This is a genomic window from Ottowia thiooxydans DSM 14619, from assembly GCF_000422885.1.
Lineage (GTDB): Bacteria > Pseudomonadota > Gammaproteobacteria > Burkholderiales > Burkholderiaceae_C > Ottowia > Ottowia thiooxydans.
In genome coordinates, this window is sequence record NZ_AUGX01000041.1 from 1 (window position 1) to 23775 (window position 23775).

Below are 23775 nucleotides of genomic sequence, written 5' to 3' on the forward strand. Positions count from 1 at the left end.
CAGTTGGTTAGAGCACCGTCTTGATAAGGCGGGGGTCGTTGGTTCGAGACCAACCAGACCCACCATCCCTTCTAAGAAACCTTGGGGGGATTAGCTCAGCTGGGAGAGCACCTGCTTTGCAAGCAGGGGGTCGTCGGTTCGATCCCGTCATCCTCCACCAAATACAGTGAAGAATAAGAATAAGAAGAGGTGGTAGAAGATAAAACAATCGGGAAAGTGTACATATCAAAGCATCTAGATTTAGGTGTTTTGATATTGACGCTCTCGTCAATAAAGGGTTGAAAGACCCACGGCTGTTCTTTAACAATTCATAGAGTCGAATCAGCGTTGCTAACGGAAAGAGCTTTCATGGCTCACCGTGCCGTTAGCAACATGAATTTTTGATTGCGTCAAAACGAATGTATCAGCTAGTCTGAAAAATTCGAGTATTTCAAATTAAATTTTGATTACGGCATAACGCGTCAGGTGAAAGACCTGGCAGGTCATTGACAGATTTTGAAGTTTCGATAAGAGACGTCAAAGTTATAGGGTCAAGTGACTAAGAGCATGTGGTGGATGCCTTGGCAATGATAGGCGACGAAGGACGTGATAGCCTGCGATAAGCTTCGGGGAGCTGGCAAATAGCTTTGATCCGGAGATTTCCGAATGGGGAAACCCACCTGCAAAGGTATCGTTATCTGAATACATAGGGTAACGAGGCGAACCGGGTGAACTGAAACATCTCAGTAGCTCGAGGAAAAGACATCAACCGAGATTCCGAAAGTAGTGGCGAGCGAAATCGGAGAAGCCTTCTAGTGATAGCACGACTGTTAGCAAAATGGGATGGAAAGCCCAGCCATAGCAGGTGATAGCCCTGTATGCGAAAACAGACGTGTGGTACTAAGCTAGAGAAAAGTAGGGCGGGACACGTGAAATCCTGTCTGAATATGGGGGGACCATCCTCCAAGGCTAAATACTCATCATTGACCGATAGTGAACTAGTACCGTGAGGGAAAGGCGAAAAGAACCCCGGGAGGGGAGTGAAATAGATCCTGAAACCGCATGCTTACAAAAAGTAGGAGCCCTTAGGGGTGACTGCGTACCTTTTGTATAATGGGTCAGCGACTTACATTCAGTGGCAAGGTTAACCGAATAGGGAAGCCGAAGAGAAATCGAGTCCGAACAGGGCGAAATTAGTCGCTGGGTGTAGACCCGAAACCAAGTGATCTATCCATGGCCAGGATGAAGGTGCCGTAACAGGTACTGGAGGTCCGAACCGACTAGTGTTGCAAAACTAGCGGATGAGCTGTGGATAGGGGTGAAAGGCTAAACAAACTTGGAAATAGCTGGTTCTCTCCGAAAACTATTTAGGTAGTGCCTCAAGTATTACCATCGGGGGTAGAGCACTGTTTTGGCTAGGGGGTCATGGCGACTTACCAAACCAAGGCAAACTCCGAATACCGATGAGTACAGCTTGGGAGACAGAGCACCGGGTGCTAACGTCCGGACTCAAGAGGGAAACAACCCAGACCGCCAGCTAAGGTCCCTAAAATTGGCTAAGTGGGAAACGAAGTGAGAAGGCTAAAACAGTCAGGATGTTGGCTTAGAAGCAGCCATCATTTAAAGAAAGCGTAATAGCTCACTGATCGAGTCGTCTTGCGCGGAAGATGTAACGGGGCTAAGCCAGTTACCGAAGCTGCGGATGCACAGTTTACTGTGCGTGGTAGGAGAGCGTTCTGTAAGCCTGTGAAGGTGGCTTGTAAAGGCTGCTGGAGGTATCAGAAGTGCGAATGCTGACATGAGTAGCGTTAAAGGGGGTGAAAAGCCCCCTCGCCGTAAGCGCAAGGTTTTCTACGCAACGTTCATCGGCGTAGAGTGAGTCGGCCCCTAAGGCGAGGCAGAGATGCGTAGCTGATGGGAAACAGGTCAATATTCCTGTACCGATGTATAGTGCGATGTGGGGACGGATTCTAATAGGTCATCCAGTTATTGGATTCTGGTTTAGGCAGATGTAGGCGACAGGTAGGCAAATCCGCCTGTCATATACCGAGGCTGCCGATCGAGTGAGCTTGCTCATGAAGTGACTGAACGGGGTTCCAGGAAAAGCCACTAAGCTTCAGCTATACACGACCGTACCGCAAACCGACACTGGTGCGCGAGATGAGTATTCTAAGGCGCTTGAGAGAACTCAGGAGAAGGAACTCGGCAAATTGACACCGTAACTTCGGAAGAAGGTGTGCCCTTTTAGTGTGAGGTGAACAACCGAGCATGAACGGGCTGCAAAAAATAGGTGGCTGCGACTGTTTATTAAAAACACAGCACTCTGCAAACACGAAAGTGGACGTATAGGGTGTGACGCCTGCCCGGTGCTGGAAGATTAATTGATGGGGTGCAAGCTCTTGATCGAAGTCCCAGTAAACGGCGGCCGTAACTATAACGGTCCTAAGGTAGCGAAATTCCTTGTCGGGTAAGTTCCGACCTGCACGAATGGCGTAACGATGGCCACACTGTCTCCTCCTGAGACTCAGCGAAGTTGAAATGTTTGTGATGATGCAATCTCCCCGCGGAAAGACGGAAAGACCCCATGAACCTTTACTGTAGCTTTGTATTGGACTTTGAACAGATCTGTGTAGGATAGGTGGGAGGCTTTGAAGTGCGGTCGCTAGATCGTATGGAGCCAACGTTGAAATACCACCCTGGTGTGTTTGAGGTTCTAACCTAGGTCCATTATCTGGATCGGGGACAGTGCATGGTAGGCAGTTTGACTGGGGCGGTCTCCTCCCAAAGCGTAACGGAGGAGTTCGAAGGTACGCTAGTTACGGTCGGACATCGTGACGATAGTGCAATGGCATAAGCGTGCTTAACTGCGAGACTGACAAGTCGAGCAGATGCGAAAGCAGGACATAGTGATCCGGTGGTTCTGAATGGAAGGGCCATCGCTCAACGGATAAAAGGTACTCTGGGGATAACAGGCTGATACCGCCCAAGAGTTCATATCGACGGCGGTGTTTGGCACCTCGATGTCGGCTCATCTCATCCTGGGGCTGTAGCCGGTCCCAAGGGTATGGCTGTTCGCCATTTAAAGAGGTACGTGAGCTGGGTTTAAAACGTCGTGAGACAGTTTGGTCCCTATCTTCCGTGGGCGCTGCAGATTTGAGAAAGCCTGCTCCTAGTACGAGAGGACCGGAGTGGACACACCGCTGGTGTACCTGTTGTCACGCCCGTGGCATCGCAGGGTAGCTATGTGTGGAAGAGATAACCGCTGAAAGCATCTAAGCGGGAAACTCGTTTCAAGATAAGATCTGCCGGGGCCTTGAGCCCCCTAAAGAGTCGTTCAAGACCAGGACGTTGATAGGCTGGGTGTGGAAGCGCAGTAATGCGTTAAGCTAACCAGTACTAATTGCTCGTGCGGCTTGACCCTATAACTTTGATCAATCTGATCAGACCTAAGTTATGCCAAGTGCGCAATCAAATAATCAAGCTGATTCCAGACTCTATGAATTCGTTGTACTGATCTAATCATTACAACAACAAGTTATGCCTGATGACCATAGCAAGGTGGTACCACTCCTTCCCATCCCGAACAGGACAGTGAAACGCCTTAGCGCCGATGATAGTGCGGATTCCCGTGTGAAAGTAGGACATCGTCAGGCTTCTACAGCAGCAATACCCCCAGATTAGCAATAATCTGGGGGTTTTGTCTTTGGACAATCCATTCATACCAATCCATACACACAGATTCACAAGCAAAAATCCGCTTGAATCTAATGGATTTAATCAATATGAATATATCGCTCCGCTGCAACCCATATAGTCAATCCCAACCTTAATAGGCTAGAGCCGTGCGACCCGGTTTGACTCCTTCCCCTCCTGGGGGAAGGCGGGAATGGGGGCCAAGCGGCTTACACATAAACACCCAGGTTCATCTAGCCACAGTTCAAACTGAGAACATCGCGCCAACTTGGCGTCATGGACAGAGAGTCGGCCAGGACATGGGTAACAGGTGCGCCGGTTCGCATAGAGACCAAAAAACACCATTGCCAACTCCACAGCGCAGGGTTTTACCCCCTCTCCCGCTCGCGGGAGTGGGTTGGCCGGGGCCGGCCAACCGGTGAGGGCAAGCAAGCGTAAATTGAACACGCGCGTGAAAAATAAGCTCAACCGAAACCGCGACTGCTGAACAGCACCTCGGGGACCCCAGCGAAACCCAATGCCGAACAGCAAAACCACCCGTTGAATTCAAAGCCGTAAGGCCTTATCACCCACCCCGTAGCGCTGATCCAACTCAAATCAGCTAGATCTTTGATTAAATGGGTCTCCGATAGGATCCCCGCGCGCCCGTTTAGCAGGAAACCGCCCGCAGCCGAGCACAATTGCCGAGTGAAAACTCGCTATCCACGGCAGGAACGGAGTGGATGAAAACCAAACACCGGCCTGGTTATCCAGGCCAGCCTCCAAATTTGCTCCACCATCGGACCGAAAGTGCGGAACAAGTGATCAGAAACGAGCTAGTCCACGCTACCGGTTCAGCGCGCTCGACACCCCCGCCCCAATCTCACATCCGCCCGAAAGACCAACCCTCCACTTCGGGCGTGCCTTCAATCGTGTCCAACACCTTCAAAAAAGGCCCCAACTCACGATAACGATCCGCCGTGCGGCGGATGTAATGGATGAAGCGCGGCGTATCCGCCAGGTATTTCGGCTTCCCATCTCGCAAGCTCAAGCGAGCGAAAATGCCCGCCACCTTCAAATGCCGTTGTAGCCCCATCCACTCAACTGCACGCCAAAAGCTCCCAAAATCACTGCTCCAGTCTTCAAAATCCATTAAACCGACCTTTCTGGCGCGTTCCCAATAGCGCACGGTGATGTCGATCACGAACTCCTCGTCCCAGCTTAAGAACGCGTCACGCATCAAACAGGCGATGTCGTAGGTCGCAGGCCCGTACAAGGCGTCTTGAAAATCCAGCACACCGATCTGGGGGTGAGTGGCAGAGGGCATGAGGTTGCGCGGCATGAAATCACGGTGCACATATACCTGCGGTGAGGCCAAATTGCGCGCCACGATGAGATCGAAAGCCTTGCTGAACGTCTCGCGCATCCCGTCGTCCAATTCAGCACCACGATGACGGGTCAGATACCAATCCGGAAACAATTGCAATTCGCGGTGCAGTACCGGCGCGTCGTAGACCGGCAGATTGCCTGGCTTGGAGGCCAACTGCAAAGTGATCAACGCGTCGATCGCCTGCAGGTAGTAGGGACGGGCTGCTTCGGGTTGCAGGGGGTCAAGGGCGTCCAGCATCGTATGGCTTCCCAAATCGGAAAGCAGCATGAAGCCCGCACCCTCATCCCAATCGAGCACATCAGGGCAGCGCAGACCGGCATCTCGCATCAGCGCCGCGATCCTGACAAAGGGCTCGCAGTTCTCCAGGGCGGGCGGGGCATCCATGATGATGAGACTATGACCCCCCTGGGTATCAATGCGCAGATAGCGCCGAAAACCGGCGTCGGACGAGGCTTGGCGTAGACTGCCCGCAACCAGGCCGTAAACAGGCTCTACCCGCGCTAGCCAGTTGTGGAACGCTTGCTCACGTAATGGGTCTACCCAGAGGCTTTCAAGCCCCTGCGTTGAACCTGTTGAAGTGCTGGATGTTGTAACCAGGGAATCGGGCGAGGCCGAAATTAAGGGCTTATCGTTCATGGATAATTGATTCTACAAATCGCGCTTCGATTCAACATGACTTTTTCACAAAAGCCGGCCGGCAAGCACGCGGACACGGTGAAATATCCGAGCTCCGAGTCTGCTGGCTTGAAGCGCTTACTATCAGTCGAAGTCCTCGCCTCCACGGCGGTGGCCAAACCATGAACAGACTCGCCACCGTTTTCTGGACGCGCTCCATCCTTTACTGCCGACCGCTTGGCCACTCATGCAACGGTCGTTGAAACTTCCCTTCGCCGCGCGCCCGCGCTCGCTGCATCTGGCGGTGCTGGCTTTGCTTGCGGGGCCCGCATGGGCGCAATCTGACAAGCCTCTCCCGCTGCGGGATTCCCAGATGCTGGAGGAGCAATTGCCTTCGACACCGAAGGCGCCTACGCTCATGCAGGGGGAGCGACTGACGGGGCGCACGGAATTGGAGACCGTGATCGAGGGCGAAGCCCAGCTGCGGCGCCCTGGTATGACCGTGAGCGGTGACCGCCTCACCTACGACCAGGCTACCGATCGCGCCACCATTCAGGGCAACGTTCAGGTTAATTCAGCGGGTAATCGCTATACGGGTACCGAAGGCGAGCTGCAGGTGGATGCCTTTGAGGGCCATATCCAGAAGCCCACTTACGAATTTCTTTCCAACGGTGCCCATGGTCAGGCGGAGCGGATCGATTTCCTGGATGAGGATCGTGCCATCATCCGCAACGCCAACTACACGACCTGCCGCAGGGATGGCCCGGATTGGATGCCCGCCTGGCTGCTGCGCGCTTCGCAGATGCGTATCGATCAGGAAGAGCAAGTGGGCGAAGCGGAGGGCGCGGTGCTTGAATTCAAGGGTGTGCCGGTTCCGCTGCCTTCGATGAGCTTCCCGCTTGGTGACCGTCGCAAATCGGGCTGGTTGCCACCAGCGGTTGGCCTGGACAGCACCTCGGGCCTGATCCTCTCGGTGCCGTACTACTGGAATATCGCGCCCAACCGGGACGCGACCATCATCCCGACGGCCATGCTGCGCCGAGGTGTGGATATGGCCGGCGAGTTTCGTTACCTGGAGAACGATTACAACGGCCGTATCAATGCCAACTACATGCCGAATGACAAGCTGCGCGGTGAATCCCGTTGGGGGTTTTTCGGGCGCCACAACGGCAGCATCAATACCGGCATCGATGCCATCGGACAGCTCGGATTTGGCCTGAACCTGAATCGTGTGAGCGATGACAATTATTGGCGCGATTTCAGCCGCAGTGGTCTCTCGCTGACCACGCGCCTGCTCGCCAACGACGCCGCGGTGAACTGGGGTCGCGGCGATTTTTCGCTCACAGCGCGGGTATTGAAATGGCAGACGCTGCAGGACGTGACCTCACCCATCATCCCGCCGTATGACCGCTTGCCGCAAATTACAGGGCGGTGGGGGCGCACCAATGTCAACGGGGGCTTCGACTACCGGGTGGAGGGCGATTTCACACGGTTTCGTGCGGATCCGAGCCTGACCTTCCAACCCAATGCAGACCGTGGCGTACTGTTCGGCGAGGTTTCCCGCCCATGGCTGCGGTCGTGGGGGTTCTTCACGCCCAGGATGCAAGTGCACGCCAGGAGCTACCAGTTCGACCGTCCGCTGTCGAATGGCCAAAGCTCGCATAACCGGTTGGTTCCTACGATGAGTCTGGATGGCGGTCTGGTGTTTGAGCGCGATGCCAGCTATTTTGGCCGCGCCTTCCTGCAAACGCTGGAGCCGCGGGTGAAGTATGTCTATACACCGTACCGCAACCAGAGCATGTTGCCCAACTATGACGCGGGCGCCTACGATTTCAACTTCGCGACCATCTGGTCTGAAAACGCTTTTGCCGGCCACGACCGCGTGGTCGACAACAACCTGGTGACCTTTGGACTGACGAGCCGCTTGCTAGACCCAGACACAGGCGGCGAGGTGATTCGGCTAGGAATTGCGCAACGCTATCGGTTTGTTGCCCAGCAAGTCACTCTGCCTGGCGGCAAACCCGCGGACAAGGGCTTGTCTGACATCATGCTGGGCGCATCCATCAACTGGAGTCCAACCTGGGCGTTCGACTCCGTGGCGCAATACAACATTGAGTCCCGCAATTCCACCCGCACCACGCTTGGCGTACGGTACTCACCGGGCGATTACCGCACTGTCAGCCTCGCCTACCGGCGCGAACGCGATCTGAATTCCCAGCAAATCGATCTAGGATGGCAGTGGCCGCTGAACGACTTGTGGGGCGACCGTGGTCAGGATCTCGGGCGTGGCCAGGGCCAAGGCGCGGGACGCTGGTACACCGTGGGCAGATTGAACTACAGCGTACCGGATCGTAAGCTGGTCGACGGGGTGCTCGGCATCGAATACGATGCCGGGTGCTGGATTGGCCGGGTGGTGGTTGAGAAGCTGCAAAGCAGCATTTCTTCTTCCACCAAGCGAATCATGTTCCAGCTTGAGTTTGTCGGGTTCTCGCGTGTGGGTAGCAATCCATTGCGCACACTGCACAACAATATTCCGCGCTATCAATATCTGCGCGAGGAAATCACTTCACCCAGCCGGTTTACGCAATATGACTAAGCTTTCCAATGGTTCACGGGCTGGCGTCCTCGCGATGGCAGCGACACTGTGCGCGATGCTGGCATCTCCAGTTCAGGGCCAGACGGCGCCATCCCGCGCTGCTTCCGCAGCACCGGCCGCGAAGAAACCCGCCACTACACGTAAACAAGCACCAGCTCAGAAAAAGCAGCCAGCAGCAAAAAAGGCGCCTGCCAAAGCGGCTGCAGCTGCGCCTGCTCCCGTTCCCGCGGTGACAACGCCTGTTGCTCCCCCGCCCCCCAGTCGCCCCTCGTTCTCGATGCCAGCTCCGGCGGCTGCCGTGCCGGCGCGTGCACCCGCGCCTCCCGTGGCTGGGCGGCAGACGGAGGCAGATTACATCGTGGCGATCGTGAACACCGAGCCAGTCACCAACAGCGAAGTACGCGTTCGCATGGCGCGTGCGGAGCGGCAAATGGCCGAGCGCAATTTGCGTCCTATGCCAGAGGATGTGCTGCGCAAGGAAATACTGGAACGGTTGATTTCTGAACGCGCGCAACTGCAATACGCCCGTGAAACTGGTTTGAAGGTAGATGAGGCGGCACTGGCCCAGGCTGAGTTGTCGATTGCGCGCCAGAACCAGTTGAGCAGTATTGAGCAGCTTCACCAACGTGTGCAGCAAGAAGGTCTGACGCTGAAAGATTTTCGAGACGATGTGCGTAATCAGGTGCTGTTGTCACGTCTGCGCGAACGGGAAATCGAGCCTAGGCTGAAGATCACGGATGCAGATGTCGACGCTTTCATTCGTGAACAGACAGGTGCCAAACCGGGAGATCAGGAGATCAATCTCGCCATGATCCTGGTGCCTGTGCCTGAGGGCGCCACTGCCGAAGAGCGCACTCGTTTGGAGGCTCGCGCGCAGGAGGTGGTCCGGCGCGCCAGAGGCGGTGAAGATTTCGCCAAGTTGGCGCAGGAGTTCTCCGAGGCGAACAATCGAGGCCAGGATGGCGGTGTGCTCGGAATGCGCCCTGCGGATCGGTATCCCGAATTGTTTGTACAAAGCACCCGCCGACTGAAGGTGGGCGAGGTCTCCGGACTGGTGAAGTCGGATGCCGGTTTTCACATTCTCAAGCTGCTCGAACGCAAGCAAGGGGGCGAGCTGCCCGAAGTGAAGATTCCGCAGACTCAAGCGAGTCATATTTTGCTCCGCGTGGGACCTTCACAGAGCGAGCGGGTAGCTGTCGACCGCTTGGCGGATTTCAAACGCCGCATTCAGTCCGGCCAAAGCACATTTGAGGCGCTGGCACGTGAATATTCGCAAGATGCAAGCGCCAAAGAGGGCGGTGATCTTGGATGGGCCAGCCCCGGACAGTTCGTGCCAGAGTTTGAGCAGGCCATGAACAATCTCGATATTGGCCAAATCAGCGACCCCGTAGTGTCGCGTTTTGGCGTGCACATGATCAAGGTGGATGGCCGCCGGGAGCAGGCGCTGACGCCTGCAGAACAGCGTCAACTTGCACGCAACATGCTGCGTGAACGCAAGGCGCAGGAAGCTTTCGAGACCTGGGCCAGTGAGGTGCGTGCCAGGGCGTACGTCGAATTCCGCGACCCGCCGCGGTAATGATTTTTTCGCCTTCCTCATCCACGGGGAGGGCAGGGGCACTGCGAAGCATATCCAAGAGCATGCTGATGATGTAACCTCATCATGCGTGCCCCCATTCCACCCTGTTCTTACGCCGGGATGGCGAAGGCGTGAACACCTCAAAACCCGCATGAAGCACATTCCCCGCAAGCGCTTCGGCCAGCATTTCCTGACCGACTCCGGCATTATTGATGCCATCGTGCGTGCCATAGATCCCAAACCGGGTCAGCCCGTGGTCGAGATCGGCCCTGGCTTGGCGGCCCTGACACAGCCGCTGGCCGAGCGCCTGGGCCGGCTCACCGTGATTGAGCTAGATCGGGATTTAGCCGCCAAGCTGCGCTCGCACCCGCAACTGGAGGTCATTGAATCCGATGTTCTGAAAGTGGATTTTCTGAAAGTGGCTCAGAGCTTGGGCGCGGGCAAGATCAGGGTGACGGGTAATCTGCCCTACAACATTTCCAGCCCCATCCTGTTTCACCTGCTGCCTTACGCCGAGCACATCCAAGATCAGCACTTCATGCTGCAAAAGGAGGTGATTGACCGCATGGTGGCCGCGCCCTCTACCTCGGACTATGGCCGCCTGTCAGTGACGCTGCAATGGCGCTACGCCATGGAAAACATTCTGGCCGTGCCGCCAGAGGCGTTTGATCCTCCTCCCCGCGTGGACAGTGCCGTCGTGCGCATGCTGCCACGCTCGGATTTCGCGCCACTGAATGCCACGCATCTTTCCGAGCTGGTGCAAGTGGCGTTCAGCCAGCGCCGCAAGCTCTTGCGGCATACCCTGGGCCGGTGGTTGACGGAGCGCGGTTTTTCCGGAAATTTTGATGTGCAGCGGCGTGCGGAAGAGGTGCCGGTGCAGGAATACGTGAGTTTGGCCGAAGCAACGAGCACGCCCATATGAAAATATTCCAGATCTTCTACGACGACGTAACGAGAGGGATGCTTGATCCCTCTTTTACGCCGCTGGACAACACTGCTTCCTCTCGGCCTGATTGGTTTGAATACTGGCCTATTCGGCAGACGCTGTTGAACAACACCTTCGATGATGAGGAGTACCTGGGTTTCTTCTCACCCAGGTTCAAGGAAAAAACCCGCGTGTCGGGGAATGAGGTCCTCGCGGTGATGAACCGCTCTACATCCGAAGTGGTTAACTTTTCGCCCTTTCTGGACCATAGCGCGTTGTTTCTCAACAGCTTCTATCACGCCGAAAGGGTCCACCCAGGTTGCTTGAACGTCAGCCAGGAGTATCTGGACAAGGCTGGCATCCCCATTCAGTTACGCCAACTCGTCCAGGATCAGACCCGAACTATTTTCAGCAACTTCTTTGTGGCGAAGTATCGGTTCTGGAAAAAATGGATGCTGCTTGCGGATCAGTTGTTCCAGACCTGCGAGGAGCAAGATAGCGCGCTGGCCGAGAAGCTGAAAGCCAATACCCAGCACAGAGATACGGCAAGCTATCCCATGAAGATTTTCATCATGGAGCGCATGGTGTCACTGGCGCTGGAGCTGGAAGGTCTGGACACGGAAACCGCTGTTGACCACGCCAAAACGTCGCCATACGGCACGGGTCACATATTCAACAGCTTGCTCGCACTGGATGCCTTGAAAGGACAGTTCGTCAAGACCAAGGTGGGCTATTTTCTTGGTATGTATCTCAACATGCGCAAAGAAGTCATGGGTTCTGTTGCGTCCACCCGGTAGCGAATGGGGCGTTTAGCCATTTCTGGCTGATTGTGAGTCTGGCAGATATTCGCCAAAAAACGAATTAATTGACCCTATGGGCGCGAGCGTGACGGCTTCTGATCTCGCACGTTTGTCAGTCGTGCTTCAATGGCGCCATGCTAGAGAGTTGCGTCGCCTGAGGCTTCAAACTTCCTGAGCTCGCGTAAACCGCGATGTAGTGCGTGTGCGTTGCACCCCGAACAGTGCCTGTAGTGAAGAATGTAAATCTTGCTGATATCTCAACCATATGAACGAATCTCCAGATAGCGCCGAATTCCAGCCGTCTCCAGCTCCTGCACTTGCCAACCCGGCGCCTCCGATGACGCGAGATCAGACCGTTCTGCGTTTTATTACTCGTGAGATGCGAGGGATTGAAGTGGCGCCATACCACAGCCCACTTGCTTCAAAAGCTCAGGGTTACAACTGCCTGACGTTGGACATATTCAACTTCGAGCAGCTTAGGGAAAATGCTAGGAACGATCCCAACGTTCGAGATAAGATTCATCGTATTGAGTCGGTCGATATTGTGGCCTCGGCGACAGACTTGGAGGCTGCAGTAGCTGCGCGTGGAGAGTTGGAGTCTTTTGACTACATTCTCTCATCTCACAATTTTGAGCATCTACCTAACCCCATCCGTTTTTTGAATGCTTGCGGTGCGGTTTTAAAAAAGGATGGCTTGCTGACGATGGCCATTCCAAATAAAAGATTTACGTTTGATTATTCCAGGGCGTTGTCATCTTTTGCAAATTTCTATCGTGCATTTCACGAAAATCATTCTCAGCCTGACCCGTGGATCTCATTTGATTTTGGCGCCTCTTTCGCCAAAGATGTTCCTGTGTCGCCTGGTGCCCCTGGAATTCCGAAGTATGCTAATAATTTGACAGAGCAATTTAATGAACTACAGAGAAAGCTAAAGGAAAAGGAAACAGGCCCCTATGTAGATGCGCATGTCTGGGTGTTTACGCCTGAAAGTTTTATTTCTATCATTAAAGATTGTATTATTTTGAAGCTAATCCCATTAAGACTGGTGCATGTCGAATTGGTGAATTTCGAGTTTTACGTGCATTTTAGAAATACGGGGTTTGCCAGCGCTGAGTACATCAGCCAGCTTGAGGAAAACAGGAGTAGCTCTGCAGCACTCGCATTTAGAAGTTAATTTTAGTAATGTATTGCTTTTAAGGCTTCGATTTTTATCACTTGCGTCTTGCGGGAGGCAACGGTTATTTATGGCATACGGGTTCTTGCTGATACAGAGGAGGTTCAGCATGGAAACAAGCTGCTTAAAAAATGAAAGGCCTGAACCAGTAGACTTTTAGAGAAGTTGTTCTTCTCATGATGATAAAGAAAAAACAATGATAAAAATGCTCTCGGATGACACAGGGGTAGTGGTGGCCCATTTTCACCCTGAGGGGAGGGTTGCTAGGCATTTGCTTGAATTCATTGCCTATGTCAAGCAACATGTGACACCTCACATTGTGTTAGTTTCCACCGGTATTTCGGACGAAGACAAATTGCGTGTCGAAAATTATTGCCCCGTGATTAGGAGGGATAATGTTGGATACGACTTCTGGTCCTATAAAGAAGGATTGGAAGCACTTTCTCCGAATCGGTTGTGGAAAAGATGGCTTATTATTAATAGTTCCATCGTGATTGCCAACCCATCTTTACTGGCACATCAATTGTTTTCACGTCCTATAGAGTATGGAGTTATTGGCCTGACCTCCTCGGAAGATGGGGGCGAGCACGTGCAATCGTATTGCGTCATGTTCGATGGTGAGGGGTTCATTCGTTCCGATGTCATGAAAAATTGGTGGAACGCAATGCAGGTTATTTCAGAGCGGGATCGAGTCATTCGAGAATACGAAATTGGCATGTCCCAGTATTTTAAGAAGCTTGGTGTTCCAGTTCGAGCAATATATAAACCGACACAAAACGAAAAGTTGAACGCGATCATCCGTGTAATTTTTCAAGATGGTTTTAAACAAACTATTCCTGCAACGCAGGATCATGTTGTATTTCAACTCAAATTGAGCAACCGTCTTAATCCGACTCATTTCATGTGGGATGCCCTATTTAAACAATTTGGGGTTGTTAAAATAGATTTCCTAAAGAGGAGCATTTTTGCTCCCCAGTTGGCAAATATTTTGAGGTCACCAGAATGGGCATCGGTCCCTGTGCGAGATCTGATTGTCGATGCGTTGAGATGATGGCCATAAAATACTCATGGCGAAGCCTTAGACTTAAAAATAGTCAATTCGTACGCAGAAATTGAAGCCTATGGCATCTCTCAGTCAACTGATGTGATGCAAACCATCTGACTGCTGAGCGAAGGGAGATGGAGGTGCTGGAACCATTAGTCCAGCCTATCAGCCGACCCGCAAAAATACCTGACTTTTTAAAAGTCGGGACTCAAGGGATGGAGAAGATGCATTGCATCTTTTTTTTTGGCCTGTCGAGACGCGGTTGGGCCTTACACAGCCTGAAGAGCCTCTGCAAAACTGAGCTTGGCAATCCGATGCCGGGATCAGGGCCGGCATCCACGATGGGCTTTGCAGAAGAGGTGGCTTGCGAAGTTTCGGACTGGGCAAAGGTTTCCCAGTCCTGCGAAAACCAGTCTTAGTTCAACGCCATGCTCAGCTTGCGCCGGTAGCTGGAGAGCAGTTCGGCCTGAGGGTCTTCTCCCGCTTTAGCTGCCTTGCCGGTGAGCTCGATGCCGCCGGCGCTTTTGCCATCGAATTGCGCTCCGCCTTTAGGCGGGGGTGGGGTCAATAGCTCCAGAATGCCGACATAGGTCTTGCGAGCTGCCTCGTCGTTCCATTTGCGGTCGCGCATGATGATCTCGAGCAACTCGTCCATAGCCTGTGTCCACTCGCCTTCGGCCATCAGGATCTGAACCTTCGCGAAGCGCGTTTCAAAATCACGCTTGTTCAGGGCAATGGCTTCATCGAATTGCGGCAATGGCCACTCGCCACGGGGATCGGTATGGACGAACTGCAGGGCCTGCAGCCAGCGATTCAAGGCATCAAAACGCAGAGGGCGGGGCTCACGCCTCAACGGCTCTTCCAGCGTCGCAGCGGCCTCTTCAAGGCCACCGGTGGCGATCAGCAGGCGCGTGTAGTCGGCGCGCGCATCGTCATTGGATGGATCGGCAGCCAGGGCGTCAGCCAGCTTGGCAAGGGCGGCTTGCGTATCTCCAGCTTCGAGCAAGGCTTCCGCTTCATTGATCTCTTCTTCTGCGGCTACAGCGCCTTCGCTAGGCACGTTTTTGTCGAGGAAAGCGCGCAGTTGAGCAGGGGGCACGGCGCCGGTGAAACCATCGACCGGCTGGCCATTTTTCAGCAAAATGCAGGTTGGAATGCTGCGGATACCGAAGGCGGCCGCGATCTGCTGTTCCTGGTCAGAGTCGATCTTGACCAGCTTGAAACGGCCTGCGTATTCAACTTCCAGCTGCTCCAGAAGTGGGCCCAAGGTCTTGCAAGGGCCGCACCAAGGGGCCCAGAAATCGACCAGCACGGGGATGGTCATCGAGGCGGTAATGACCTCGGCTTCAAAGTTCTGGACGGTTACATCAATCATGTGGTGATTATCACTTCTGCGCGAACCTTAAAATCACCTACTTGAGAAACGACAAGGCCGCAGCCATGACTAAGCAAGTGCTCGTAGGCGTGGTGATGGGTTCCAGCAGCGACTGGGACACCATGCAACACGCCGTACAGATTCTCCAACAGTTCGACATCCCGCATGAAGCCCGGGTTTTGTCGGCTCACCGCATGCCGGACGATATGTTCGCCTATGCGGAAGCCGCGCATGGCCAGGGTTTGAAAGCCATCATCGCAGGTGCAGGTGGCGCCGCCCATCTTCCGGGCATGATCGCGGCCAAGACCACCGTTCCGGTCTTGGGGGTGCCCGTGGCTTCCCGGCACCTGCAAGGCGTGGATTCACTGCATTCGATTGTTCAGATGCCCAAAGGTATTCCGGTGGCTACTTTTGCCATAGGTACGGCAGGCGCGGCCAACGCAGCGCTTTTTGCGGTGGCCATGCTGGCAGGAGAGGATGCGGGACTGCGCAAGCGGCTGGAAGCCTTCCGCGCCGAACAGACGGCCCTTGCCCGCAATATGAGCCTGCCACCGGTATGAACACCGCTGCCAGGAATGGCGGCGCGCGCCCTATCGTTTATCTTCAAAAGAAATAGAAAAGATGCCAACTTCCCTTCCCCTGCTGCCCGGAAGCCTGTTCAATGGCCGCCCGGCTGTGTTGGGCGTATTGGGTGGCGGTCAACTGGGCCGCATGTTTGTGCATGCCGCCCAGACGCTCGGTTACGAGACCGTGGTGCTCGATCCAGATCCCGCCAGCCCGGCTGGATTGGTGAGTCATCGCCAGATTCAAGCTGACTACGGTGACCCTTCGGCCCTGGCCGAGCTGCAAGCCTGCGCGCAAGCCATCACCACCGAATTTGAGAACGTGCCGGCCCATGCCCTGGCCACTTTGGCGCACCAAAGACCGGTGGCGCCTGCCGCCGAGGCGGTGGCCATTGCGCAGGACAGGGTGCTTGAGAAGGCGCACTTCGTGCGCAGCGCCAAGAGCAGCGGCGTAGCGCCGGCGCCGTATGCGGTGATCACCAGCGAAGCCGATCTATCCCAAGTGCCCGCAGATTTGCTGCCCGGTATCTTGAAAACAGCCCGGTTGGGCTATGACGGCAAGGGGCAGGCGCGTGTCTCCTCCCGGGAGGAGTTGGCAGCCGCCTGGCGCGCCGCGGGTAGCGTGGTGTGTGTGCTTGAAAAACTGCTGCCGCTGGCGATGGAGTGCTCGGTTATCGTGGCCCGGGGTCGTGATGGCCAGGTGGCCTGCTTGCCAGTGCAGCGCAATCTGCACCGGAATGGCATTCTTGCCGTGACGGAGGTGTACGAAGGGTGCCTGCCTGAATCGCTGACTTCAAGGGCGCAAGAAGCTACCCGGCAGATCGCGAACGATCTTCAATATGTGGGCGTGCTCTGCGTGGAGTTCTTCATGCTGCAGGATGGCTCCTTGATCGTCAACGAGATGGCGCCTCGCCCGCACAACAGTGGCCACTATTCTGTGGATGCCTGCGATTGCTCGCAGTTCGACTTGCAGGTGCGCACGCTGGCCGGCTTGCCCTTGCCGGCTCCGCGCCAGCACAGCGCCGCCATCATGCTTAACCTTCTTGGCGATTTGTGGTTTGACGGGGCTGGGAACGCGCGGGCGGTGCCGTGGGAGCAGGTGCTAGCGCTTCCTGGGGCGCATTTGCACCTTTATGGCAAGTTGGAGGCTCGGCACGGTAGGAAGATGGGTCATCTGACTATGACCGGGGCCAGCGCGGAAGAGGTGCGTAGCTGCGCATTGCAAGCTGCGGCGTTGCTGGGTATAGAGGCTTTTTGAATGCCAGCCCGATTGAGGTCTTTTGCGCGGGAGTTTTCACTCCCTCTCCCGCCTGCGGGAGAGGGCTGGGGTGAGGGAAGACGGCGGTTGATTGAAGCGCTGCGGTTGCTAATGGTGTTCTGCTCTTTTCTCGAAGGCGGAGGCCGGGAATTGCCCCCGGCAGGGCACCTACTTTTCTTTGCTTCGCCAAAGAAACGTAGGCAAAAGAAAGGCGACCCCGCTTGCCGTGTCCCTACGCTGCGCTTCGGGCAACCTGCGGTGCTCGGTCAAGGAGCGGTGCGGCAGAACTCACTTCGTTCGCTTCGCTCTCTACGTTCAAACAGCTGCCGCAAGCTAGTTCACGAAGCAGGAGCATCTTGCAGTGCTCTTGCCCGCCCCTTGCCCTGCGCTCCTCGGCACGGCCAGAGGGGTGGGGGAACTGATTCGGGCCATTGCTGCGCTCGGCCTTCGGTTCACTTGTCTTTCCCCTACTGGGGAAAGATAAATTCAAGACCAGCTAAGGGATGGGCCCAAACGTACGGAATTCCCTCATGATCCTCGATGGCAACCTCCCTCAATCGATCGACGCGGCCGTCGCTGCCCTGGAGGCGGGCGAGCTGGTCGGGTTGCCTACTGAAACGGTTTACGGCCTGGCGGCGGACGCCTGCAACCCCACCGCGGTGGCCAAGATCTTCAGCACCAAGGGGCGGCCTGCGGATCATCCGCTGATCGTGCACTTGGCTGAGGCTTCTACAGCGGCTGAATTTGCCTCACAGATCCCCGGCTTTGCACAGCGGCTGATCGATGCCTTCTGGCCAGGCCCTTTGACTTTGATCCTGCCTCGCCGCGCGGACGTGGCCCAGGCCGCTGCGGGAGGCCATGACAGCATTGGCCTTCGCTGTCCTTCACACCCGGTGGCGCATGCCTTGCTGCGAGCTGCGGCAGAGCGGGGAATCGCTGGCGTGGCTGCACCCAGTGCCAACCGGTTCGGTCGGGTCAGCCCCACTACGGCGGCGCACGTGGCGGGCGAGTTTGGGCCCTCGCTGCTGGTGCTTGATGGCGGGCCCTGCACCATCGGCATTGAATCGGCCATCATCGACTGCACGCGCGGCGCTCCTGTGGTGCTGCGCCCGGGGCAGCTGAGCCGCCAGGAGATCGAACGGGTGGCCGGCGCCCGGGTGCTGACCAAGGAGGAGTTGTCAGCCCCTGATCCGCAGGCGCCAGGAACTTTGTCAGCCCACTACGCGCCGGCAGCGCGTGTTCGTTTGATGGCGGCTGGAGAATTGCGTACGGCGCTTGATCTTCTGGGCGCAGATGCAAAGAACATCGCCGTGTGGTCGCGCGCCGAGCTGAAAAGCGCTTCGCGCCAGATTGTTCTGCGCCGAATGCCCTCGGATGCGGCAGTGGCGGCGCAGCAGTTGTTTGCAGTGCTGCGGGATTTTGATGAGGAAGGGGTTCGCCTGATCTGGGTCGAAACTCCGCCGGATACACCGGAATGGGAGGGTGTGCACGACCGGCTGGCGCGAGCGGCGGCGTCCGCTTGAGACGATACTTCGTCGAAACTTTACTCAATGGAACACTTTGGGCACTTTAGTGTCATAAGCTCCAGCACAGTGAATTTCTTGGTGCCGACCCAAGGCATTGCCGCATTGACCGTGGGTTGGCCTCGGCTTCCTGGGCCGCGCTGAGTAAGTTTCGCGATATGAGCGTGCCCTGGGCCAGGGATACGCCGCAGGCGAGGACTTATTCAGCGTTGCCTTAAACTATCCCCCATATTTTTGGAGATCATCACATGACTTCCCTCTGGTCACGCCGCGCTGTTCTGACGGCTGCCTCCGCAGGTGTCGCGGCAGCCGCACTAAGTGCCTGCGGCTCGGGTTCCGTTGCTTCCGCCATCACGCCAAAGCGTTTCCTTTCGGTGGGAGATGGTTTTTCCGATGTCGGCCAGAATGGCTACCGGTTCACCGTTAATGACGGCACGCTGCTCTGGACGCAGCAGTTGGCTTCTTACTATTCGTTGCCCCTGACCGCCGCGTCCGCCGGGGGCTTCAGCTATGCCCAAGGCCATGCGATGGTCGCTACGGCAGACACCATCAGCGGCACCAACGCTCCAAGCGTGTCAGTGCAGATCGATTCTCTGCTGGCCCGCACGGCCATGGCTAGCGATGACATTGCCATCGTCACGGGTGGCATTGCTGACATCGTGAATGCAGTCAATGCCACGGGCATTTCTGCAGCCACGACACAAACAGTCAAGGCGGCTGGGGTTGCGCAGGCCGCGCAGGTTCGGCGCCTTGTCGCTGCAGGCGCCACGCACGTAGTCGTGGCGGGTGTCTATAACCTGGGCATGTCGCCATGGGCGCTTGGGCAGAATCTGGCCACAGGTGTGCAGGATCTGAGCGTGGCTTTCAATGACCAACTGCTCATCGGTATCGCTGATCTAGGGGCCACGGTGCTCTATCTGGACCCGGCCTTGTTCTACAACCTGATCGCAGGAAAGCCTACAAACTATCCGTTCGATGACGTCACCAGGGCAGTTTGCACCACTGCGGACGCCACCACCTGCAATGCCACCACCATCCTCGCTGGCGCTGATTTCAACCGCTACGTGTTTGCAGACAACCTGTATTTCACACCGGCAGCTCAGCGTTTGTTCGTGAACGAGAGCTTCCTGGAAAACGCATATACGCGGTTGAAACTGCGCTGGTGACACTGGCTCCCCCCTGAGTCGCTGTCGCGCCTTCCCCCCAGGGGGACGCAGCCAGCGGCCTGGCAAAGCCAGCTCCGCGGCTGCCCTCGGATGACCTGCTCCGCGGCCGTCTGATTGTTAGTTTCCCGCCTGCGTGCGGGAAAGGGGCGGATCTTTTGCGGCTGTATTGGTTTTACCCCCTCTCCCGCGGGCGGGAGAGGGCGGGGGTGAGGGCGAGCAGCGTGTCCAAGGTGGATGCCCTTCCCCGAGATCTGGGGCTCTCAACTGAAACGCGCAGGCCCACATATTCATTTCAGCATGAAAAACCAGCGCGTGATCAGGGTTCTTGGGTAGGGTCGGGCGGGGCCGGCCAACCGGTGGGGGTCAGCGGCGCCTCAAGATCACGATGAATCCAGATTGCCGCGTTGAATATTCCAGAGCCGCTTGCACCGTGGCGCGAAGCCATGGAATACTGAGACCCATATGAAAACTCATCGTATTGCAGCGATCGCCGGGGACGGCATTGGCAAGGAAGTCATGCCTGAGGGCCTGCGGGTGCTTGAGGTCGCGGCGAAGAAATTTGGCTTTGGGCTGGATTTCACGACCATTGATTGGGCCAATTGCGACTACTTCGCCAAAACCGGCCAGATGATGCCCGATGACTGGAAGGCGCAACTGGGCGGGCAGGATGCCATTTACTTCGGCGCGGTGGGGTGGCCGGATGCTGTTCCAGATCACGTGTCGCTGTGGGGCAGCTTGCTGAAGTTTCGCCGTGAGTTTGACCAATACATCAATCTGCGCCCGGTGCGCCTGTTCGAGGGCGTGCCTTGCCCGCTGGCTGGTCGCAAGCCCGGGGAAATAGATTTCCTGGTGGTGCGTGAGAACACGGAAGGTGAGTACACCAATCTCGGCGGCATCATGTATGCCGGCACGGAGCGCGAAATCGTCGTGCAGGAAACGGTGATGAGCCGCCACGGCACAGACCGCGTTCTGAAATTCGCCTTCGAGCAGGCCGCAGCCAGGCCACGCAAACAGCTTGCAGTGGCCACCAAGAGTAATGGCATTGCCATCAGCATGCCGTGGTGGGATGGCCGGGCAGATGCCATGCATGAGCACTACCCACAGGTCGCCGTGGAAAAGCACCACATCGATATTTTGTGCGCGCGCTTTGTCTTGCAGCCGCAGCGCTTTGATGTCGTGGTGGCCAGCAACCTGTTCGGCGACATCCTGAGCGATCTCGGCCCCGCCTGTACCGGCACCATTGGCCTGGCACCCTCTGCCAACCTCAACCCCGAACGCTCATTTCCTTCCCTGTTCGAGCCCGTGCACGGCTCAGCCCCGGACATCTACGGCAAGAACATCGCCAACCCGATCGCCATGATCTGGTCTGGCGCCTTGATGCTCGATTTTCTGGGCGAACGCGCCGCGCACGACGCCATTCTCAAGGCCATCGAGCAGGTCCTGGCGAACGGTCCACGGACGCCTGATCTCGGTGGTAAAGCTTCCACCACTGAAATGGGCGAGGCTGTGGCGGCGTTGATTTAGATCGAGCCGAATACGCAGATGCCGCGCAGGAGCTCGGCGGCCCCAGGTCACGCCTCGTTGCAGAGCGCGTTGCCCCCGCTGGGACCGCCGAGCTCCTGCTCGGCTCTCCATCTACGGGGCTGGGTGCACTAGCTGCATCCACTAAAGCTAAAAAAAGAACGACCCACTCATCGTCGGTCTTTGTACGAGTTATCAATGACTGGCGAGTGAGCGATGGCCGTCTCGTCAACTACACCAGCCGATCAAGACCGCGCCGTCAAGTGTGTTTCCCAAGCGTTTCAAACCCGGGTATTCTGTGCATTCATATATGCACCAGTTTGGGGCGAAGAAGATGCAGCGCAAGTTTGATTCGATACGGTTCGCCCTGATCTCAGCCATGTTGGCAAGTCTCGCGGCCTGTGGTGGCGGGGACGACTCTTCGCCGGTTCCTGCACCCAATCCAGCCCCAGCGCCTACTCCCGGGCCCGCTCCTGCACCAGAGCCAGCGCCCGCACCTACGCCGGCGCCAGCTCCCGAGCCCGCTCCAGCCCCAGCTCCGGCTCCGGTACCACCGGAGCGGCTACCTTTCGTGAACAACGGCTATGCGACAGTGGTCGCCGGAACTACTTCTGCAGACCCAGCCGTGGCTTGCGGACGAGTCGATTCCCAATACGGCGCCCAGGCCCGATTCGGCTACCGAACCAACGCCATGGTGACGGGGCCAGATGGGTCGATCTATGTGACCGATGAGCCTTGCGATCTCTCCACTGGCGCATATGCTGTCAGAAAGATCGAACCGTCAGGGAAAGTGAGTACGGTGGCCACAGGCATGGCGCCTATTCAGAGGGACTATGCAGCGCCCCTTAGCAGTTTTGTGGTGGCCAATGGCATCGCGGTTGATCGCAACAACAACGTGTTTGTGAGCGATGCGCGAGGTGTGCACAACTCCTTGCAAGACCGCACCCGTTGTCACGCCTCGGCAATGGGGGATGTACCTCCAGCGTTTATGCCAAGGCAAGGCCCGGGTATCTGGAAAATTTCACCGGATGGTGCGAGTTCGATCTTTGCCGGAGTAGCTGTTGCCACGCTTGTGCCTGAGGACGGCCGAGGTCAAAGCGCCGCATTTACCTGGCCTGGTGCAATGGGATTTTCTGCAGACGGAACGCTTTACGTCTTGGATGACGGCACAACTCAGCGCTATAGAAAAATTGCACCGAATGGTGAAGTGACCTCGATTTCCGGCCTTTACTACTACCCAACACTGACGTCAACTCCGGATGGTTCGGTCTATGTCATTGGCGATTGCTTTCCGTCCAGCTCTCCCCAGGGCTTGTTCGATCTGGTCAACCTCACTACAGGGGAAACTACACGGAACGCATTGGCAGCGTCCGCATTGTTTGCCGTTGACTCTCATGGTGACGCCTATTCGGCGACCAGAAGCCAGGGTGATACGGGAGCCACCATTTATCGCAGAAAAAAAGGAAGCGGCCAGTTTGAGGCCGTGGTCTACGGGGTGCGTGATCTTCGTGCGATGACCATTGGTGCCAGTGGCGATTTGTATATTAAGTCTGCCTACGCGATTCTAAAAATCTCCTTGGAGTCTGATCCGGAAGGCCCTGCTCCAATTGCTCGCCGAGGAGTTGTGACTCATTACGCCGGGTCCACTGATAGTGATGCAGTAGTAGCGTGCGGCAGAGTTAATTCTTCACAGCCCTTGCAAAGCAAATTTGGGTTCACGACAGCTTCTATGGTGGCAGGGGCTGATGGTGCTTTGTATTTGACGGACTCTCCCTGCCCCTCGGGGGAGCAAACTTACGCCATTAGAAAACTTGCGCCGACAGGTGCGGTCACCACAGTAGCCACGAGCAATATAGTTGGCTCCATATTGCCCGGGAATTTTTCTTTGCCAACTGGGATTGCGGTCGATAGTAAGAACAGTCTTTATATTTCGGACCGTTTGTCGGGCTCTGGTGGTCACGTATCAGATCAAACTTGTTCAAATAGTAGCTGGCCCGACCCTGCCTCATTCATCTACGATTCCAACGTATGGAAGGTATCGGTAGAAGGGCCGCTTTTACCATTTGCAATGGGGTTTCGCCGTCCAGGGCCACTGGGTTTCTCGGGAGAGGGGTTGCTCTATGTGATCAGTGAGTCTTTCAAATCACCAAGAGTATTCAACGCATCAGGAGAAGAGCTTCCCCAAGCGCCGACAGAATCAGGCTCGGGGTTTGGCCCTAATTTAGTCTCCAATTTTGCCGGTGAAGTTTATGCGACAACAGGCTGCGGAAATACGGGCAAAGCCAGCACACTTGTCAATTTGCGCTCAAGACAGGTGGTGGTTGATGAGATCCCAAATGCACGGCTAATAGCTGTGGACTCAAATGGAAATATCTATTCTGCCTCGCAATATGCACTCGGCTCCAATAATATGAAGTCAACCATCTATCGCCAAGCACCTAACTCGAAAGCGTTCGAGACGGTAGTCACACACGTTCAGAATTTGAACGCGATGGCGATGGGTCCTAACAATGAGCTGTATCTGAAATCAGGCCATGCCATATTCAGAGTCGACTTCAAATGAGTAAGTCCAAGGGCGCAGGCGTTTTAGCCCGCGC

The 23775-nt window shown here is 56.0% G+C and carries 14 protein-coding genes, 1 tRNA gene and 2 rRNA genes; 15 read left to right on the forward strand and 2 right to left on the reverse strand.

The genetic code is table 11. The features are described from left to right. Positions 1–84: 84 nt before the first annotated feature. The 3 genes from G518_RS0122780 (at position 85) to rrf (ending at position 3632) form a co-directional block, all read left to right on the forward strand. Positions 85–160: transfer RNA gene (locus G518_RS0122780), tRNA-Ala, on the forward strand. A gap of 368 nt (positions 161–528) precedes the next feature. Continuing rightward, positions 529–3400: ribosomal RNA gene (locus G518_RS0122785) — 23S ribosomal RNA — on the forward strand. A gap of 119 nt (positions 3401–3519) precedes the next feature. After that, a 5S ribosomal RNA gene (gene rrf, locus G518_RS0122790) occupies positions 3520–3632 on the forward strand. A gap of 902 nt (positions 3633–4534) precedes the next feature. Here the strand turns inward: rrf and G518_RS0122795 are convergent. After that, complete coding sequence (locus tag G518_RS0122795) at positions 4535–5677, reverse strand: aminoglycoside phosphotransferase family protein (protein WP_084652158.1); 1143 nt, start codon at positions 5675–5677, stop codon at positions 4535–4537. A 238-nt stretch (positions 5678–5915) separates the two neighbouring features. Here G518_RS0122795 and G518_RS0122800 point away from each other — a divergent pair, with 238 nt between their 5' ends. The 6 genes from G518_RS0122800 to G518_RS0122825 all read left to right on the forward strand — a co-directional run bounded on the left by G518_RS0122800 (position 5916) and on the right by G518_RS0122825 (position 13778). Then, positions 5916–8252: an LPS-assembly protein LptD gene (locus tag G518_RS0122800; RefSeq protein ID WP_245598092.1), complete on the forward strand. Its 2337-nt coding sequence runs from the start codon at positions 5916–5918 to the stop codon at positions 8250–8252. Further along, entirely contained in the window at positions 8245–9828 is a 1584-nt protein-coding gene (locus G518_RS36495) for a peptidylprolyl isomerase (RefSeq protein ID WP_156909510.1), read from the forward strand. The genes G518_RS0122800 and G518_RS36495 overlap by 8 nt, the downstream gene beginning before the upstream one ends. Before the next feature lie 151 nt (positions 9829–9979). Then, complete coding sequence (gene rsmA / locus G518_RS0122810; protein ID WP_028604502.1) at positions 9980–10750, forward strand: 16S rRNA (adenine(1518)-N(6)/adenine(1519)-N(6))-dimethyltransferase RsmA; 771 nt, start codon at positions 9980–9982, stop codon at positions 10748–10750. Beyond that, positions 10747–11550, forward strand: coding sequence for a hypothetical protein (locus tag G518_RS36500; protein ID WP_051237307.1), 804 nt, complete (start codon positions 10747–10749; stop codon positions 11548–11550). Before rsmA ends, G518_RS36500 begins: the two co-directional genes overlap by 4 nt. 268 nt (positions 11551–11818) lie before the next feature. Further along, on the forward strand, positions 11819–12727 hold the full coding sequence (locus G518_RS0122820) for a class I SAM-dependent methyltransferase (protein ID WP_084652160.1): 909 nt from the start codon (positions 11819–11821) through the stop codon (positions 12725–12727). A gap of 196 nt (positions 12728–12923) precedes the next feature. Further along, on the forward strand, positions 12924–13778 hold the full coding sequence (locus G518_RS0122825; RefSeq protein WP_028604504.1) for a rhamnan synthesis F family protein: 855 nt from the start codon (positions 12924–12926) through the stop codon (positions 13776–13778). A 409-nt stretch (positions 13779–14187) separates the two neighbouring features. Here the strand turns inward: G518_RS0122825 and trxA are convergent, their stop codons facing one another. After that, positions 14188–15147, reverse strand: coding sequence for a thioredoxin (trxA, locus tag G518_RS0122835; RefSeq protein ID WP_028604506.1), 960 nt, complete (start codon positions 15145–15147; stop codon positions 14188–14190). Positions 15148–15212: 65 nt separating this feature from the next. Here trxA and purE point away from each other — a divergent pair, with 65 nt between their 5' ends. From purE to G518_RS0122870, 6 genes are all read left to right on the forward strand, one after another. Next, positions 15213–15707 (forward strand): 5-(carboxyamino)imidazole ribonucleotide mutase, encoded by a 495-nt coding sequence (gene purE, locus G518_RS0122840; protein WP_036595740.1) that lies wholly within the window; start codon positions 15213–15215, stop codon positions 15705–15707. A gap of 61 nt (positions 15708–15768) precedes the next feature. Beyond that, complete coding sequence (locus G518_RS0122845; RefSeq protein WP_028604508.1) at positions 15769–16968, forward strand: 5-(carboxyamino)imidazole ribonucleotide synthase; 1200 nt, start codon at positions 15769–15771, stop codon at positions 16966–16968. A 530-nt stretch (positions 16969–17498) separates the two neighbouring features. Continuing rightward, the gene (locus tag G518_RS0122850; protein ID WP_028604509.1) at positions 17499–18491 is read left to right on the forward strand and encodes an L-threonylcarbamoyladenylate synthase; all 993 of its coding nucleotides are present in this window, start codon (positions 17499–17501) and stop codon (positions 18489–18491) included. A 248-nt stretch (positions 18492–18739) separates the two neighbouring features. After that, positions 18740–19657 (forward strand): SGNH/GDSL hydrolase family protein, encoded by a 918-nt coding sequence (locus tag G518_RS0122855; RefSeq protein ID WP_028604510.1) that lies wholly within the window; start codon positions 18740–18742, stop codon positions 19655–19657. A gap of 462 nt (positions 19658–20119) precedes the next feature. Further along, positions 20120–21181 carry a tartrate dehydrogenase gene (locus G518_RS0122865; RefSeq protein ID WP_028604511.1) on the forward strand — a complete coding sequence of 354 codons (1062 nt, stop codon included), beginning with the start codon at positions 20120–20122 and terminating at the stop codon, positions 21179–21181. Positions 21182–21749: 568 nt separating this feature from the next. After that, entirely contained in the window at positions 21750–23741 is a 1992-nt protein-coding gene (locus tag G518_RS0122870; protein ID WP_084652164.1) for an NHL repeat-containing protein, read from the forward strand. Positions 23742–23775: the final 34 nt, after the last annotated feature.